The following is a 14373-nucleotide window of genomic DNA, read 5'->3' as shown; positions in this document are numbered from 1 at the left end:
CTCATCCCTTTTTAGAGAATCTTTACGTGCCGGCTGCTAATCTGTAACTACCAAAACGACCAGTAGAACTCTCTATGAATCAGGTAATTTCAGCAGCATCGACATGGCATTTTTCATTGCTTCCCGAAGCAGTATCGCAAAAAATGCAAGCGGCGGTCTTGCCTTTTCCGCTGCGCTTCAAGCAGCACAACAAGCAGCACAAAAATCTCCCCCTGCAAAAAGAATTCATGATGCAGATCACCGTCGACACCGCATCGGTGACCGATTTGCGCCGGGTAATCGTCAGCACCTGCGGCGACCTCATGGTCTACATGCGCGTCAAGCCGGTGGAACATGCCAGCAAGATGAAATTCTCGCTCTGCCTCAACAAGAAATCGATCGACTCCGTCATCGGCAACATCATGCGGGTTCTGCCACAGGCGGAATTCGGCCGCATCACGCCGATGCTGCCGGCATAAACGTCATTCTCCGCGCGCTACAGCGCAACCCATTCTCAACTCTTATTGAAATCAGAACATCATGACCACCTTTGAAGGTATCTGGGTTCCTCTCGTCACGCCTTTCCGCCAAGGCAAGCTGGATCTCTATGGCGCGCAGCAACTGGCAGTCACTCTATCCAGCGCCGGCGTTCACGGCCTGGTAGTCTGCGGCACCACCGGCGAAGCGGCGACCCTGAACGAGCATGAACAAGACAAGCTGCTGTGCGGTGTCATGGAAGCAGTGCAAGGCCGTTGCCCGGTGGCGATGGGCATCGGCGGCAGCGATACGCGCGCCGTCGCCGAGAAAATCGCCCACATCAATACGCTGCAACCGACAGCCTTTCTGGTGTCGTCGCCAGCATATGTGCGGCCGTCACAAGAAGGCCTGCGCCTGCATTTCGAAGCAGTGGCCGCCGCTGCGGAGAACCCGGTCATCTTGTACAACATTCCCTCGCGCACCGGCGTCAACATCGAGCCGGGCACAGTCATTGCGCTGGAGCGCCAGCGCAATATCGTCGCCATCAAGGAGTGCGGCGGCAACCTGGCGCAAACCATGGAGCTGCTCCATCACAGCGGCCTGAAAATCCTCTGCGGCGACGACGCCATGCTGTTCAACACGCTCTGCCTCGGCGCCCACGGCGCGATTTCCGCCGCCGCGCATATCCGGCCGGATTTGTTCGTACGCTTGTTTGAACTGGTGCGGGCCGGACAGATCGAGCGCGCCCGCACGCTCTTCAAACAACTGCTGCCGGTGATACAACTGCTGTTTTCCGAGCCGAATCCGGGACCGGTAAAAGCCGCACTCTCCATCCAAAGCCACATACAGGACGAACTGCGTTTGCCGATGACACCTATGTCGGCGGCGGGCCGGGTCAAGCTGGCGCGTGCACTGGACGAACTGATGGCGCTGCCGTTTGCGATGAAAATAGAAAAGCCGGAATTTTCCATCAACGGCAAATCAAGGCAGCTGGGTCTGGTGAGATGAGCGCTTCATGATCCTGACTATCGCTTCTGAACATGTGCTCACCGCATCGTCCGCTATCGCCGATTCCATGGCGACTGCGCTGGCGCGGCGGCGTGCGCGCGCCGGCCGCAATGTACTGCTGGTCTATCAAAATCCGGCAACGGTGCAAACACCGGACGCCGCGGCCGGCTGGCTGGCAACGGAAATCAAGACCGGCGCTGAAATCCGTACGATCGCCGCCAACGATATCGGCGCTGAACTGGCATCTGCCAAAACCCGCTATCACGACATCCTGGTTCATTTACCGAAACACACCGACGCCAGTTCACATACCGTGCTGGCGAACGCCGACCTGGCTCTGTTCGCCATCCCGGCCGATGAATCGCAGGCGGACGCTCAGCTGGCGGCAAGCGTGCATGCTGTCAGCGTCCGCAATACGGGCTTGCAGCTGCTGGTGCTGATCGACGACAATGCCGCCGGGCGCAGCATCATGTCGTCGCTGGCTAGAAAAATCGCGCATATCCGCTTCAGCAATCTCTCCGCGCAAAGACGCGATGAAGTCACCATCAGCGCCTTGTACCACGTCATTTACGCAAATTGCATGGCGGCCTGCGCCTCATAAATCAGAAAGCTGCTTTCCAATGGCGGCCTCCCCATGCCAGGCAGTCAGCACAGATGTTGACCGCAAATCTCGGGGCGGCGAAACATGCAATTCACGCAATACTTGCAAAAAAAGCCCGATGCGTGTTCAATCGCCGTATGAAAATATCCCCTGCACTCCCCATTTGGGCCATCGCGGCCCCGGTAGCCGGCTGGCTTTTGCTTGGCGGCGCCAGCTTTAATTTCGGCGGCTTCTACACGCTGCTGCTAGTCGCAGGCCTGCTCGGCAGCGTATTGGCGGCTGTATATCACGCCGAGGTGGTGGCGCACAAGGTCGGTGAGCCCTACGGGACATTGGTGCTGGCGCTGGCGGTAACGCTGATCGAAGTGGCGCTGATCGTCTCGCTGATGCTGGCCGGCGGCGAAGAAACCACCGGACTGGCGCGCGACACAGTATTCGCTGCCATCATGATCATCCTCAACGGTATCGTCGGCATCTGTCTGCTGGTCGGCGGCAGCCATCACAAGGAACAGAGCTTCGGCTTGCTGGGCGTGAGTGCCTCGCTGGCGACGCTGGCGGCGATTGCGGTGCTGACTTTGGTGCTGCCGAATTACACTTCCAGCGCTCTGGGCCCGTTCTACAGCAAGAGCCAGCTGGCGTTCATCGCCGTCATCTCCCTGATCCTGTACGGCACCTTCGTGCTGGTGCAGACTGTCCGCCACCGCGACTATTTCCTGCCGCAAGAAGCGGTTGCCGATGAAGACGTGCATGCGCCGCCGCCATCCGGCAAAGTAGCGGCCATCAGCGGCGTTCTGCTGCTGGTATGCCTGGGTGCCGTAGTGCTGCTGGCGAAGTCGCTGGCGCCGGCCCTGGAAACAGCGGTCGCCGGCATCGGCGCGCCGAAGACGCTGGTCGGCATCATCATCGCCGCAGTGGTGCTGTTGCCGGAAGCCCTGGCGGCGGTGCGGGCAGCGCGCGCAAACCGGTTACAAACCAGTTTGAACCTGGCGCTGGGTTCGGCGCTGGCCAGTATCGGCCTGACCATTCCGGCGGTGGCGATCGTCTCGCTGACCACCGGCCTGACCTTGTCGCTGGGGCTGGACATCAAGTCCACCGTGCTGCTGCTGCTGTCCTTCATCGTCGCCACCCTGTCGCTGGGCACCGGCCGTACCACGGTGATGCAAGGCACGGTGCATCTGGTGATCTTTGCGGTGTACTTGTTCACCACTATCGTCCCCTGATCAAATCCACCATCTTGCAGCTTGGGTTGACATCGCACAACCCAAGCCGCCTGGCTTCCCATGCTCCGAAACAGGTCACTCCGGCCTGCCCTGCCTGCCAATTTCCCCGACTTTTGCACTAATTCGCACCATCGACCTTAGAGTCTGGTGCTTGTTTATTTTTTAGCACCACACTGGTGCATTGCTCCCGCACCAAAATCAGATCTCACCAAATTTGCGCACAAATCCGGGGCTGCGAACCCGTCTTGTATTGTACAAACCCGAATTTCAGCAGCGAAACCGACGCCGCGCGCCGCGCTGTGCGATTGGCATGCATTCTGCTATAGAGAAGTTGTAGTCGATGCATTCCGGTTTCATGCCTGCTGCTATGGGCGCATTGCTTTCTTCGTCCGCTTTTTTGTACTGGTTCTATAGCTTGATTTACTGCCATCGCATAGTTCAAATAGAAATAGTTTAAATAGTTCATCTACAGGGAGAGAAAATCATGTCACGTCGCACCATGTTGAAAGCCACCGCACTCGGCGCTTTCGCCCTTGCCGCCAGTTCCTGGCTGCCATCCGCATTTGCTGCGGATACGATCAAGGTCGGTATCCTGCATTCCTTGTCCGGCACCATGGCGATTTCAGAGACTTCGTTGAAAGACGTGGCCTTGATGACCATCGCCGAAATCAATGCCAACGGTGGCGTACTGGGCAAGCAACTGGAACCGGTGGTGGTTGATCCGGCCTCCAACTGGCCGCTGTTTGCCGAGAAGGCACGTCAGCTGATTTCACAAGACAAGGTATCGGTCGTGTTCGGCTGCTGGACTTCCGTATCACGCAAGTCCGTCTTGCCGGTGTTCAAGGAACTCAACAGCTTGCTGTTCTACCCGGTCCAGTATGAAGGTGAAGAACTCGAGAAAAACGTCTTCTACACCGGCGCCGCGCCAAACCAGCAAGCGATTCCCGCCACGGAATACCTGATGTCGAAGGAAGGCGGCGGCGCCAAGCGCTTCGTCCTGCTCGGCACCGACTATGTCTACCCGCGCACCACCAACAAGATCCTGCGCGCCTTCTTGCACAGCAAGGGCGTCAAGGATAGCGACATCGACGAGGTGTACACACCGTTCGGTCATTCCGACTATCAAACCATCGTCGCCAACATCAAGAAATTCTCCGCCGGCGGCAAAACCGCGGTGATCTCTACCATCAACGGCGACTCCAACGTGCCTTTCTACAAAGAACTGGGCAACGCCGGCCTGAAAGCCACGGATGTGCCGGTAGTCGCGTTCTCGGTGGGTGAAGAAGAATTGCGCGGCGTCGACGCCAAGCCGCTGGTCGGCCACCTGGCTGCCTGGAATTACTTTGAATCGATCAAGAATCCGGTGAATGCCGCGTTCATCAAGAAGTGGAAAGCCTACGCCCTGGCGAAGAACCTGCCTAACGCCGGCACCGTGGTCACCAACGACCCGATGGAAGCGACCTATGTCGGCATCTACATGTGGAAGCAAGCGGTAGAAAAAGCCAAGTCGACCGATACCGATAAAGTCATCGCCGCCATGGCCGGCCAAAAATTCAAAGCCCCGTCCGGCTATGAACTGGAGATGGACGCGACCAACCACCACCTGCACAAACCGGTAATGATCGGCGAAATCAAGGCTGACGGCCAGTTCAACGTCGTCAACAAAACCAAGACCACGATCCGCGCCCAGCCATGGAGTCCGTATATCCCTGGCAATGAAAGCAAGCAGAAGCTCTAAAGCCAGCAAAATCAGGACTTTTGAAGTCGCTGTTGTTTTTGAAGTTGCCGCTGCTTTTGAAGTCCGCATGCTGACGTTGCCAAATATGGCGCGTGGCAGTCGGGAATTGTGGGACACATGTCTGAGCGCAGCGAGTTTGTGTCCCACCCGACTGCCACGCGCCGCATTTGGGGACCCGACCGGAGGGAGGGCAACGGCTGTGCGGTCGCCTTTCTTTGCTTACTTTCTTTGGCGAAGCAAAGAAAGTAAGCGGCTGCCGGGCCGCACCCGGCTTGCGTCCACGGAGTAGGAACCGTATTAGATAAAGACAAACGCAACTGCGTGTACTCCGTAGCCCGTTAAATGGGGTCAGAGTAATTTTCGCAAAAACCGCGAAAAAAAACTCCGACCCCATTTAACTGTTTCTTCTCAGGTGGGGCTAAAAAGACTAATGAAAATCTCAAGAAAAATTCTTCTCGCAGCGGTTTTCTGCATGCAGGGTATCCTTGCCCATGCTGCGATTGATTCAGCCTTGCTCAAACCGCTGGCCGGTGACGATCCCGACGCCCGCATCGCCGCAGTCAACCAGATCGCCGCCTTGGCGAACGACGACGCCCTGAAAATCCTCAACGCACTCAACACTGACGCCCTCTACGCCCGCCCAGACGGCACGGTGCTGATCGTCGACGACACCAAGGCATTCAACCCCGCCACAGACAAAATAGAAGCAACACCAGACGACGCCGAAGGCGTCAGCGTCAACAACCGCCTGCGCGGCGTAGTAGAAGGCGCGCTATCGGGCCTGAAGCTGTTTTCCAGCAACCGCAAACTGCGCATCGCCGCCGCAACCGACCTGATGAAAACCGCCGATCCGGCACAAATTCCCCTGATCAGCAAAGCCCTCCACAAGGAAAGCGATCCCGAAATCCAAGACATCCTGCAGCAGGTCATCGCCACCGCCAACCTGCACTCGCCCGACGCCGCGATCCGCAAAGCCGCAGTACAAACCCTGGCCGCCAGCACCAACGCCAACATCCGCCCGGCCCTGCAAAACCTGCTCAACAAGAACCCCGACGGCAGCTACATCGAAGCCGATCCGGCGGTACGCATCGAAGCGGTACGCACGCTAGGCGTACTGGACCGCCACCTGGCAACCGTCGATTTCATCGGCAAAGTGTTCTACGGCATCTCGCTCGGCAGCGTGCTGCTGCTGGCCGCGCTCGGACTGGCGATCACCTTCGGCCTGATGGGCATCATCAACATGGCGCACGGCGAGCTGCTGATGATCGGCGCCTACACCACCTATATGTGCCAAATGCTGTTCCGCCAGTATTTTCCGGCAGCGCTGGACGGCTACCTGCTGGTGGCCCTGCCGGCCGCCTTCATCGTCACCGCAGCCGTCGGCATCGTACTGGAACGGCTGGTGCTGCGCTGGCTGTATGGCAGGCCGCTGGAAACCCTGCTCTGCACCTGGGGCATCAGCCTGATCCTGATGCAAACGGTGCGTTCGATTTTCGGCGCGCAGAACGTCGAAGTCGCCAATCCCAGCTGGATGTCGGGTGGCGTCACCGTGCTCGGCTCGCTGGTGCTGTCGTATAACCGCATCGTGATCATCTTCTTCGCGCTGTTTGTGGTGCTGGCGGTATGGCTGATCCTGAACAAGACCCGGCTCGGCCTGTTTGTCCGCGCCGTGATGCAGAACCGCCGCATGGCGGCTTGTGTCGGCGTCTCCACCGGCAAGATCGACATGATGACCTTCGGCCTCGGCTGCGGCATCGCCGGGCTGGGCGGCGTGGCGCTGTCACAGCTGGGCAATGTCGGTCCCGATCTGGGGCAAGGTTATATCGTCGACTCCTTCATGGTGGTGGTGCTGGGCGGCGTCGGCCAGCTGGCAGGCACCGTGATCGCCGCCTTCGGCCTCGGCGAAGTCAATAAATTCCTGGAGCCGATGGCGGGCGCAGTGCTGGCCAAGATCGCAATCCTGGTGTTCATCATCGTCTTCATTCAAAAGCGCCCGCAAGGCCTGTTTGCGCTGAAAGGCAGGAGCGTCGAATGACATCCGCATCCATGCAAATCTCCATGGCGAAAGCGCCGTTATTTTCCCGCCCGGCGTGGACCGGCATCGTAGTCTGCTGCGTGATTCTGGCGCTGCTGCCGATCCTCAACCTGGCGTTCCCGAGCGGCCATGCCCTGCATATTTCCAGCTACACGGTGGCGCTGGTCGGCAAGTTCATGTGCTACGCCATGGCAGCGCTGGCGTTGGATCTGGTATGGGGTTATACCGGCATCCTGTCGCTCGGCCACGGCGTATTCTTTGCGCTGGGCGGCTATGCCCATGGCATGTATCTGATGCGGGCCATCGGCCGCGACGGCGTGTATCAAAGCAACCTGCCGGATTTCATGGTGTTCCTCGATTGGAAAACCTATCCCTGGTTCTGGTCGCTGACCGACCATTTCTGGTATTGCATGGCGCTGGTGGTGCTGGTGCCGGGCGTGCTGGCTTTCGTGTTCGGCTACTTCGCTTTCCGTTCACGCATCAAGGGTGTGTATTTTTCGATTATCACGCAGGCCATGACATTCGCCTTCATGCTGCTGTTCTTCCGCAACAATACCGGCTTCGGCGGCAACAACGGCTTCACCGATTTCAAACGCATCCTCGGCTATTCAATTACCGCGCCGTCGACCAAGGCGGTGCTGTATCTGATCACGCTGGCGTTTTTGCTGGGCGCGCTGGTGCTGTGCCGCTGGATCGTGACGTCGAAACTGGGCCGTGTGTTGCAGGCGGTGCGCGATTCCGAATCTCGCCTGATGTTCATCGGCTACAACCCGCTCTGGTTCAAGCTGTTTGTCTGGACCTTGTCCGCTGTCTTGTGCGGCATCGCCGGCGCCTTGTATGTACCACAGGTGGGCATCATCAACCCCTCGGAAATGTCACCGGCGAATTCGATCGAAATGGTGATCTGGGCGGCAGTCGGCGGCCGCGGTTCGCTGGTGGGGCCGATCATCGGCGCTTTCTCAGTGAATGGCTTGAAGAGCTGGTTCACCGGCGCCTTCCCTGACTTGTGGCTGTATGCGCTGGGCCTGATCTTCATCCTTGTGACGCTATTCATGCCACGAGGGATCCTGGGGCTTGCCGAAAATTTGAAGAACAAGATGAAAAACAAATCCGCGCCCGAACCTGACGGCAGCAAGGAGGCGGTATGAGCCAGCGCATCAGCCCTATTTACAACCCGGCACAACCATCTGAGAATGTCGACAACACCCGTCACGCCGACTACGGCACTTCGTATGCGCGGATCAAGCCGGATGGCGTAGACACCACCCACGGCGCCATCCTCTACCTGGAAAACATCACGGTATCGTTCGACGGCTTCAAGGCGCTCAACAATCTGAGCCTGGATATCTCTGTGGGTGAACTGCGCTGCATCATCGGTCCCAATGGGGCCGGCAAGACCACCATGATGGATGTCATCACCGGCAAGACCCGGCCTACCGCCGGCACCGCGTTCTTCGGCCAGAGCATCGACCTCACCAAGCTGACCGAATACGACATTGCCCACGCCGGCATCGGCCGCAAGTTTCAGCGCCCTACGGTGTTCGAGCAACATACCGTGTTCGAAAATCTCGAGCTGGCGATGAAGATGGACAAGCGGGTCAAGACCACGCTGTTTTCCCGGCTGACGTCAGAGCAAGTCGACAAGATCGATGCCTGTCTCAGGTTGATCCGTCTCAACGGCAACGAGCGGCGGCTGGCCGGTCTGCTGTCGCACGGCCAGAAGCAATGGCTGGAAATCGGCATGCTGCTGATGCAAGAGCCGCAATTGCTGTTGCTCGACGAACCGGTGGCCGGCATGTCGGATGCGGAAACCGCACGTACCGCCGAACTGCTCAATGAACTGCGCGGCAAGCATTCGATCATGGTGGTCGAACATGACATGGGCTTTGTCGCCGAAATCGCCCAGCAAGGCAAGGTCACGGTGCTGCACGAAGGCGCGGTGCTGGCGGCGGGCAAGATGTCGGAAGTCCAGGCCGACGAGCGGGTAATCGAAGTCTATCTTGGACGCTGACATGCTAAACGTTGACCAACTCAACCAGTACTACGGTTCCTCGCACACCTTGCGCGGCGTTTCCCTGTCGTTGGAAAAAGGCAAATGCCTGGCCCTGCTCGGCCGCAACGGCGTCGGCAAGACCACCTTGCTGAAATGCCTGATGGGCGTGCTGCCCAGCGCCAGCGGCAAAGTGATGCTGGAAGGCCGCGACATCACCAGCCTGAAGCCGCACCAGCGCGCCGCGCTCGGGATCGCCTATGTGCCGCAAGGCCGTGAAATTTTCGCCCGGCTGTCGGTGGAAGAAAACCTGCTGATGGGAATGGCCACCAAGTCCGGCAAGAAGGCATTGCTGATCAAGGATGAAGTCTATGAACTGTTCCCGGTGCTGAAGGAAATGCTGCACCGGCGCGGCGGCGATCTCTCCGGCGGCCAGCAGCAACAGCTGGCGATTGCGCGCGCCTTGCTGGCCGAACCGAAGCTGATCATCCTGGATGAACCGACCGAGGGTATCCAGCCTTCCATCATCAAGGATATCGGCCGCGTAATCCGTTTGCTGCGCGAGCGTGGCAATATCGGCATCCTGTTGTGCGAACAGTATTTCGATTTTGCGCGCGAACTGGCCGATAATTTCGTGGTGCTCTCACGTGGTGAAGTGGTGGCCGCCGGCAGCCATGAAAACATGGATGACGAGAGCGTGAAACGACACTTGGCGGTATAGTGCCGCATGGATAATTTCACTGCACCGCTGTTATCGACAACAACTGATCTGGCGCCTGCTTCTATGCTCGCAGGGCAATTTCAGGGCGCATCCAACCAGGCTTGGCTATCGCTGCGCTTTGCCGGCGACCAAGGCACCACGCGCCTGCTGGACCGCGCCCATTACGGCCCTTTGCGCGTGCAAAAAGCCTTGTATCCGGAACACGTTTCGATCTGCCATGCCATCATCGTCCATCCGCCCGGCGGCGTGGTGGGTGGTGATGAATTGACAATCAAAGCCAGCGTCGACCAGGGCGCGCATGCCTTCCTGACGACGCCCGGCGCCGCCAAGTGGTACCGGGCCAACGGCAAGGTATCGGGACAGCATGTACAGCTGCAGGTTGCCGATGCGGCAACCCTGGAATGGCTGCCGCAAGAAACGATTTTTTTCGACCATGCCCATGTGACGCTGGAACACCAGGTCGAGCTGCAGGGCGACGCCCGCTACATCGGCGGCGAAATCCTGTGTTTCGGCCGCACCGCCTCGGGCGAATCGTTCAACGGCGGCCGCGTCTCACAGCAGACCAGCATCCGCCGCGACGGTAAATTAGTATGGTTTGAACAAGGCATGCTGGACGGCGGCGGCGCTGCGATGCAGAGCCGTCTGGGCCTGGCTGGTTGCACCGTCTGCGCCACCCTGATCGTGGCCGGCAAGAGCTTCCCCGCCAGCTTGGTGCAGCAGCTGCGCGACCTCGCCAGCCAGCTGACCGGCGGCAAGGCCAGCGTCGGCGCGACCCAGATCAAATCGCTGCTGGTGCTGCGCCTGCTGGGACACTCCAGCGAACTGGCAAGGCAATGGATGATGCAGGCATGGCAAATCGTCCGGCCGGAACTGCTTGGACACGCAGCGCATATACCGCGTATCTGGAACACCTGATCATCGGGCATTGCGGAACGTGATAAAACGCCTCACCACTCATATTTGAAGTCATCGCAAAAAGAAAGAACAACATGGATTTGACCCCGAGAGAAAAGGACAAGCTGCTGATTTTCACCGCCGCCTTGCTGGCAGAGCGGCGGCTGGCGCGCGGCCTGAAACTGAACTATCCGGAAACCATCGCCTTGATCAGCGCCGCCATCATGGAAGGCGCGCGCGACGGCAAAAGCGTAGCCGAGCTGATGTCCTACGGCAGCAAGATCCTGACGCGCGCCGACGTCATGGACGGTATCGCCGAAATGATCCCGGACATCCAGGTCGAAGCCACCTTCCCGGACGGCAGCAAGCTGGTCACCGTGCATCATCCGATTCCTTAATAGTGAGATAACTGGAGAATTTCATGATCCCAGGAGAAATGCTGATCCAGCCGGGCGACATCGAACTGAATGTCGGCCGTCGCTGCAACTCTGTGACGGTGGCCAACAGCGGCGACCGGCCGATCCAGATCGGCTCGCATTTTCACTTTTACGAAGTCAATCCCGCGCTACTGTTCGAGCGCGAAGAAGCCTACGGCATGCGCCTGAATATCACCGCCGGCACTGCGGTCCGCTTTGAACCGGGCCAGAAGCGCACGGTGGAACTGGTCGAACTGGCGGGCGACCGCGTGGTGTATGGATTTAATGGCAAGGTCATGGGTGCATTAACGAAACGAGCAAAATTATGAGCAAAATCTCACGCCACGCCTACGCGGAAATGTTCGGCCCGACTACTGGCGACCGTATCCGCCTGGCAGACACAGAACTATTCATCGAAATTGAAAAAGACTACGCGACCTACGGCGAAGAAGTGAAATTCGGCGGCGGCAAGGTGATCCGCGACGGCATGGGCCAGTCGCAACGCATGCACAAGGATGTCATGGACACGGTGATCACCAATGCCGTGATCATCGACCATTGGGGTATCGTCAAGGCCGATATCGGCATCAAGGGCGGCAAGATCGCCGCCATCGGCAAGGCCGGCAATCCGGATATCCAGCCGGACGTGACCATGGTGATCGGCGGCGCCACCGAGATCATCGCCGGCGAAGGCAAGATCGTCACCGCCGGCGGCGTCGATACCCATATCCATTTCATCTGCCCGCAACAGATAGAAGAATCGCTGATGAGCGGCGTCACTACCATGCTGGGCGGCGGCACCGGCCCGGCCGCGGGTTCGTTCGCCACCACTTGCACCTCGGGGCCCTGGCATCTGCACGCCATGCTGTCGGCGGCAGACGCTTTCCCCATGAACCTGGGTTTCATGGGCAAGGGTAACGTCAGCCTGCCCGGGCCGTTGGAAGAACAGGTACGCGCCGGCGCCATCGGCCTCAAGTTGCACGAAGACTGGGGCTCGACCCCGGCCGCCATCGATAACTGTCTGACAGTGGCCGACCGCATGGACGTGCAGGTGGCGATCCATAGCGACACCCTGAACGAAGGCGGCTTCCTGGAGAATACGCTGGCGGCATTCAAGGATCGCACCATCCATACGCTCCATACCGAAGGCGCCGGCGGCGGCCACGCGCCAGACATCATCGCCGCGGTCGGTAACAGCAATGTACTGCCCTCTTCCACCAACCCGACCCGGCCGTTTACCGTCAACACGCTGGACGAGCATCTGGACATGCTGATGGTCTGCCATCATCTGGATGCAGCGATTGCCGAGGACGTAGCGTTTGCCGAATCGCGGATCCGCCGCGAAACCATCGCCGCCGAAGATATCCTGCACGATATCGGCGCCGTCAGCATGATGTCGTCCGACTCGCAAGCCATGGGCCGGGTCGGCGAAGTCATCATGCGCACCTGGCAAACCGCGCACAAGATGAAGGTCCAGCGCGGCGCACTACCTGAGGATAGCGGCAGCAAGGCCGATAATTTCCGGGTCAAGCGCTACATCGCCAAGTACACCATCAATCCTGCGATCACACATGGCATTTCACATGTGGTGGGGTCGATCGAAGTCGGCAAGATTGCCGATCTGGTGCTGTGGAAACCAGCCTTCTTCGGCGTCAAGCCATCTACCATTCTGAAGAGCGGCATGATCGCTGCGGCGCAAATGGGCGACCCGAACGCTTCCATCCCGACCCCGCAGCCGGTGCACTACCGGATGATGTTCGGCGCTTACGGCGGCGGCCTCAAGACTTCGCTGACCTTTGTCTCGCAAGCGGCGTATGACGATGGCATCGGCGAACGCCTGAAGCTCAACAAGTCGGTGATGGCGATCAAGGATGTGCGCCATCTGCGCAAGCATCACATGATCCACAACAGCGCCACGCCGCACATGGAAGTCAACCCGGAAACCTATGAAGTGCGGGCCGATGGCGAACTGCTGGTGTGCGAACCGGCCAGCGTGCTGCCGTTGGCGCAGCGTTATTTCCTATTCTGACTATTCACCTGACGGCACAAGATGTTAATCCTCAACACAAAAGTAGAACATGCCGACCTGGTCGAAGGCGAACTGATCCTGCCCTACGACTTGCGTGAAAAAAGCCGCCTGCGCGCCAACCTGAGCAGCGGTGAAGAAGTGGGCGTATTCACGGTGCGCGGCACGGTGCTGCGCCATGGCGACCTGGTCAAGGGTACCGACGACAGCGGCCGCGAGCGAATCGTCAAGATACTGGCGGCGGCCGAAGCGACCTACCGCATCGAGTGCCAGAGCCCGCATGCCCTGCTGCGCTGCGCTTTCCATCTGGGTAACCGCCATACGCAAGCGCATGTCGGCGACGGTTTTTTGCGGATACGCAGAGATCCGGTGCTGAAGGAAATGCTGGAAGGTCTCAACGCCAAGGTTACTGAAGAACTGGCCGCATTCGAGCCGGAATCCGGAGCCTATGGCGGTGGCCATCATCACCATGGCGACGGCTTGCTGGCGCCGGTGCCGCTGCGCCAGAAAATCCATCGTCCGGGCGACGCGGCAGATAGCTGAAACCGATACATGACATGCAAGCCACCGCACTACTCCATCTACTGCAACTCGCCAGCCCGTCGCTGCCGATAGGCGCCTACAGCTACTCGCAAGGGCTGGAGACCGCCATCGACAAAGGCTGGGTCAAGGACCCCGCATCTGCCAGTGGCTGGATCTGCGACAACTTGCAGCAGGTGGTTGCGGTATTTGAAGCACCGGTCCTGTGGCGTCTGCTGCAAGCTTTCGAGCGCCGTGACGGCGTTGCGGTAAAGCTCTGGACTGAACGCTTCATCGCCGCGCGCGACACCGCCGAGTTCCGCGCCGAGACCATCCAGATGGGATTTTCCCTGGGCAAGCTGGCGATCGAATTGCAGATCGGCGATGCTGCCCTGCTTGCCATCCTGCAGGCGCAGCCGGAACTGCCGCTGCCTACCGCTTTTGCGTATGCCGCAGTAGCGCTGCAGGTGCCGCATGAAGCGGCGTTGCTGGGTATGTTGTTTTCCTGGGCTGAAAACCAGGTGCTGGTGTGCGTCAAGTCGATTCCGCTGGGCCAGGTCGCGGGCCAGCGTTTGCTGCTGTCTTTACAGCCGGAGCTACAGATTGCGGCGCAGCGCGCGCAAAACCTGGCCGATCATGAATTATCCAACTGGGCGCCGGGGCTGTCGCTACTGTCGATGCAGCATGAAGAACAATACAGCCGCCTCTATCGCTCCTGAAAACAAACCTATTCTTGAACGGATCTCAAC

Annotated in this window: 15 protein-coding genes; all 15 read left to right on the top strand. The window is 59.1% G+C overall.

All coding sequences use genetic code 11. The features are described from left to right. Positions 1-74: 74 nt before the first annotated feature. The 15 genes from ABI171_RS16910 (at position 75) to ABI171_RS16840 (ending at position 14343) form a co-directional block, all read left to right on the top strand. Positions 75-458: a hypothetical protein gene (locus ABI171_RS16910; protein ID WP_348093698.1), complete on the top strand. Its 384-nt coding sequence runs from the start codon at positions 75-77 to the stop codon at positions 456-458. A gap of 61 nt (positions 459-519) precedes the next feature. After that, positions 520-1464: a 4-hydroxy-tetrahydrodipicolinate synthase gene (gene dapA / locus ABI171_RS16905; protein WP_348093697.1), complete on the top strand. Its 945-nt coding sequence runs from the start codon at positions 520-522 to the stop codon at positions 1462-1464. Positions 1465-1471: 7 nt separating this feature from the next. Then, positions 1472-2065 carry a hypothetical protein gene (locus ABI171_RS16900; protein WP_348093696.1) on the top strand — a complete coding sequence of 198 codons (594 nt, stop codon included), beginning with the start codon at positions 1472-1474 and terminating at the stop codon, positions 2063-2065. A 137-nt stretch (positions 2066-2202) separates the two neighbouring features. Next, a complete protein-coding gene (locus ABI171_RS16895) occupies positions 2203-3285 on the top strand; it encodes an ionic transporter y4hA (RefSeq protein ID WP_348093695.1) in 1083 nt (360 codons plus the stop codon). Between the two features lie 484 nt (positions 3286-3769). Continuing rightward, a complete protein-coding gene (gene urtA, locus ABI171_RS16890; RefSeq protein WP_348093694.1) occupies positions 3770-5023 on the top strand; it encodes an urea ABC transporter substrate-binding protein in 1254 nt (417 codons plus the stop codon). A 472-nt stretch (positions 5024-5495) separates the two neighbouring features. Then, complete coding sequence (gene urtB, locus ABI171_RS16885) at positions 5496-7058, top strand: urea ABC transporter permease subunit UrtB (RefSeq protein WP_348093693.1); 1563 nt, start codon at positions 5496-5498, stop codon at positions 7056-7058. After that, a complete protein-coding gene (gene urtC, locus ABI171_RS16880; RefSeq protein ID WP_348093692.1) occupies positions 7055-8206 on the top strand; it encodes an urea ABC transporter permease subunit UrtC in 1152 nt (383 codons plus the stop codon). The genes urtB and urtC overlap by 4 nt, the downstream gene beginning before the upstream one ends. Then, positions 8203-9069, top strand: a complete 867-nt coding sequence (gene urtD / locus ABI171_RS16875) for an urea ABC transporter ATP-binding protein UrtD (RefSeq protein WP_348093691.1) — start codon at positions 8203-8205, stop codon at positions 9067-9069. Before urtC ends, urtD begins: the two co-directional genes overlap by 4 nt. Position 9070: 1 nt before the next feature. Beyond that, on the top strand, positions 9071-9769 hold the full coding sequence (gene urtE / locus ABI171_RS16870; protein ID WP_348093690.1) for an urea ABC transporter ATP-binding subunit UrtE: 699 nt from the start codon (positions 9071-9073) through the stop codon (positions 9767-9769). A gap of 63 nt (positions 9770-9832) precedes the next feature. Next, positions 9833-10684 (top strand): urease accessory protein UreD, encoded by an 852-nt coding sequence (locus tag ABI171_RS16865; RefSeq protein WP_348093689.1) that lies wholly within the window; start codon positions 9833-9835, stop codon positions 10682-10684. Positions 10685-10758: 74 nt separating this feature from the next. Then, positions 10759-11061, top strand: a complete 303-nt coding sequence (locus tag ABI171_RS16860; protein WP_348093688.1) for an urease subunit gamma — start codon at positions 10759-10761, stop codon at positions 11059-11061. Between the two features lie 23 nt (positions 11062-11084). Then, positions 11085-11408, top strand: a complete 324-nt coding sequence (locus ABI171_RS16855; RefSeq protein ID WP_348093687.1) for an urease subunit beta — start codon at positions 11085-11087, stop codon at positions 11406-11408. After that, positions 11405-13108, top strand: coding sequence for an urease subunit alpha (ureC, locus tag ABI171_RS16850; protein WP_348093686.1), 1704 nt, complete (start codon positions 11405-11407; stop codon positions 13106-13108). The genes ABI171_RS16855 and ureC overlap by 4 nt, the downstream gene beginning before the upstream one ends. A 21-nt stretch (positions 13109-13129) precedes the next feature. Continuing rightward, the gene (gene ureE / locus ABI171_RS16845; RefSeq protein ID WP_348093685.1) at positions 13130-13648 is read left to right on the top strand and encodes an urease accessory protein UreE; all 519 of its coding nucleotides are present in this window, start codon (positions 13130-13132) and stop codon (positions 13646-13648) included. A gap of 14 nt (positions 13649-13662) precedes the next feature. Beyond that, a complete protein-coding gene (locus ABI171_RS16840) occupies positions 13663-14343 on the top strand; it encodes an urease accessory protein UreF (protein ID WP_348093684.1) in 681 nt (226 codons plus the stop codon). Positions 14344-14373: the final 30 nt, after the last annotated feature.

Source organism: Collimonas sp., assembly GCF_039923675.1.
GTDB lineage: Bacteria > Pseudomonadota > Gammaproteobacteria > Burkholderiales > Burkholderiaceae_D > Collimonas.
The sequence above is the reverse complement of the archived record's forward strand: the minus strand, read 5'-3'. Positions and strand labels throughout refer to the sequence as shown.

What these genes read in the sequence shown, in the direction of transcription:
- ABI171_RS16910 (WP_348093698.1), top strand. Translation starts at nt 75, where the DNA reads ATGAATCAGGTAATTTCAGCAGCATCGACATGGCATTTTTCATTGCTT.
- dapA (WP_348093697.1), top strand. Translation starts at nt 520, where the DNA reads ATGACCACCTTTGAAGGTATCTGGGTTCCTCTCGTCACGCCTTTCCGC.
- ABI171_RS16900 (WP_348093696.1), top strand. Translation starts at nt 1,472, where the DNA reads ATGATCCTGACTATCGCTTCTGAACATGTGCTCACCGCATCGTCCGCT.
- ABI171_RS16895 (WP_348093695.1), top strand. Translation starts at nt 2,203, where the DNA reads ATGAAAATATCCCCTGCACTCCCCATTTGGGCCATCGCGGCCCCGGTA.
- urtA (WP_348093694.1), top strand. Translation starts at nt 3,770, where the DNA reads ATGTCACGTCGCACCATGTTGAAAGCCACCGCACTCGGCGCTTTCGCC.
- urtB (WP_348093693.1), top strand. Translation starts at nt 5,496, where the DNA reads ATGCAGGGTATCCTTGCCCATGCTGCGATTGATTCAGCCTTGCTCAAA.
- urtC (WP_348093692.1), top strand. Translation starts at nt 7,055, where the DNA reads ATGACATCCGCATCCATGCAAATCTCCATGGCGAAAGCGCCGTTATTT.
- urtD (WP_348093691.1), top strand. Translation starts at nt 8,203, where the DNA reads ATGAGCCAGCGCATCAGCCCTATTTACAACCCGGCACAACCATCTGAG.
- urtE (WP_348093690.1), top strand. Translation starts at nt 9,071, where the DNA reads ATGCTAAACGTTGACCAACTCAACCAGTACTACGGTTCCTCGCACACC.
- ABI171_RS16865 (WP_348093689.1), top strand. Translation starts at nt 9,833, where the DNA reads ATGCTCGCAGGGCAATTTCAGGGCGCATCCAACCAGGCTTGGCTATCG.
- ABI171_RS16860 (WP_348093688.1), top strand. Translation starts at nt 10,759, where the DNA reads ATGGATTTGACCCCGAGAGAAAAGGACAAGCTGCTGATTTTCACCGCC.
- ABI171_RS16855 (WP_348093687.1), top strand. Translation starts at nt 11,085, where the DNA reads ATGATCCCAGGAGAAATGCTGATCCAGCCGGGCGACATCGAACTGAAT.
- ureC (WP_348093686.1), top strand. Translation starts at nt 11,405, where the DNA reads ATGAGCAAAATCTCACGCCACGCCTACGCGGAAATGTTCGGCCCGACT.
- ureE (WP_348093685.1), top strand. Translation starts at nt 13,130, where the DNA reads ATGTTAATCCTCAACACAAAAGTAGAACATGCCGACCTGGTCGAAGGC.
- ABI171_RS16840 (WP_348093684.1), top strand. Translation starts at nt 13,663, where the DNA reads ATGCAAGCCACCGCACTACTCCATCTACTGCAACTCGCCAGCCCGTCG.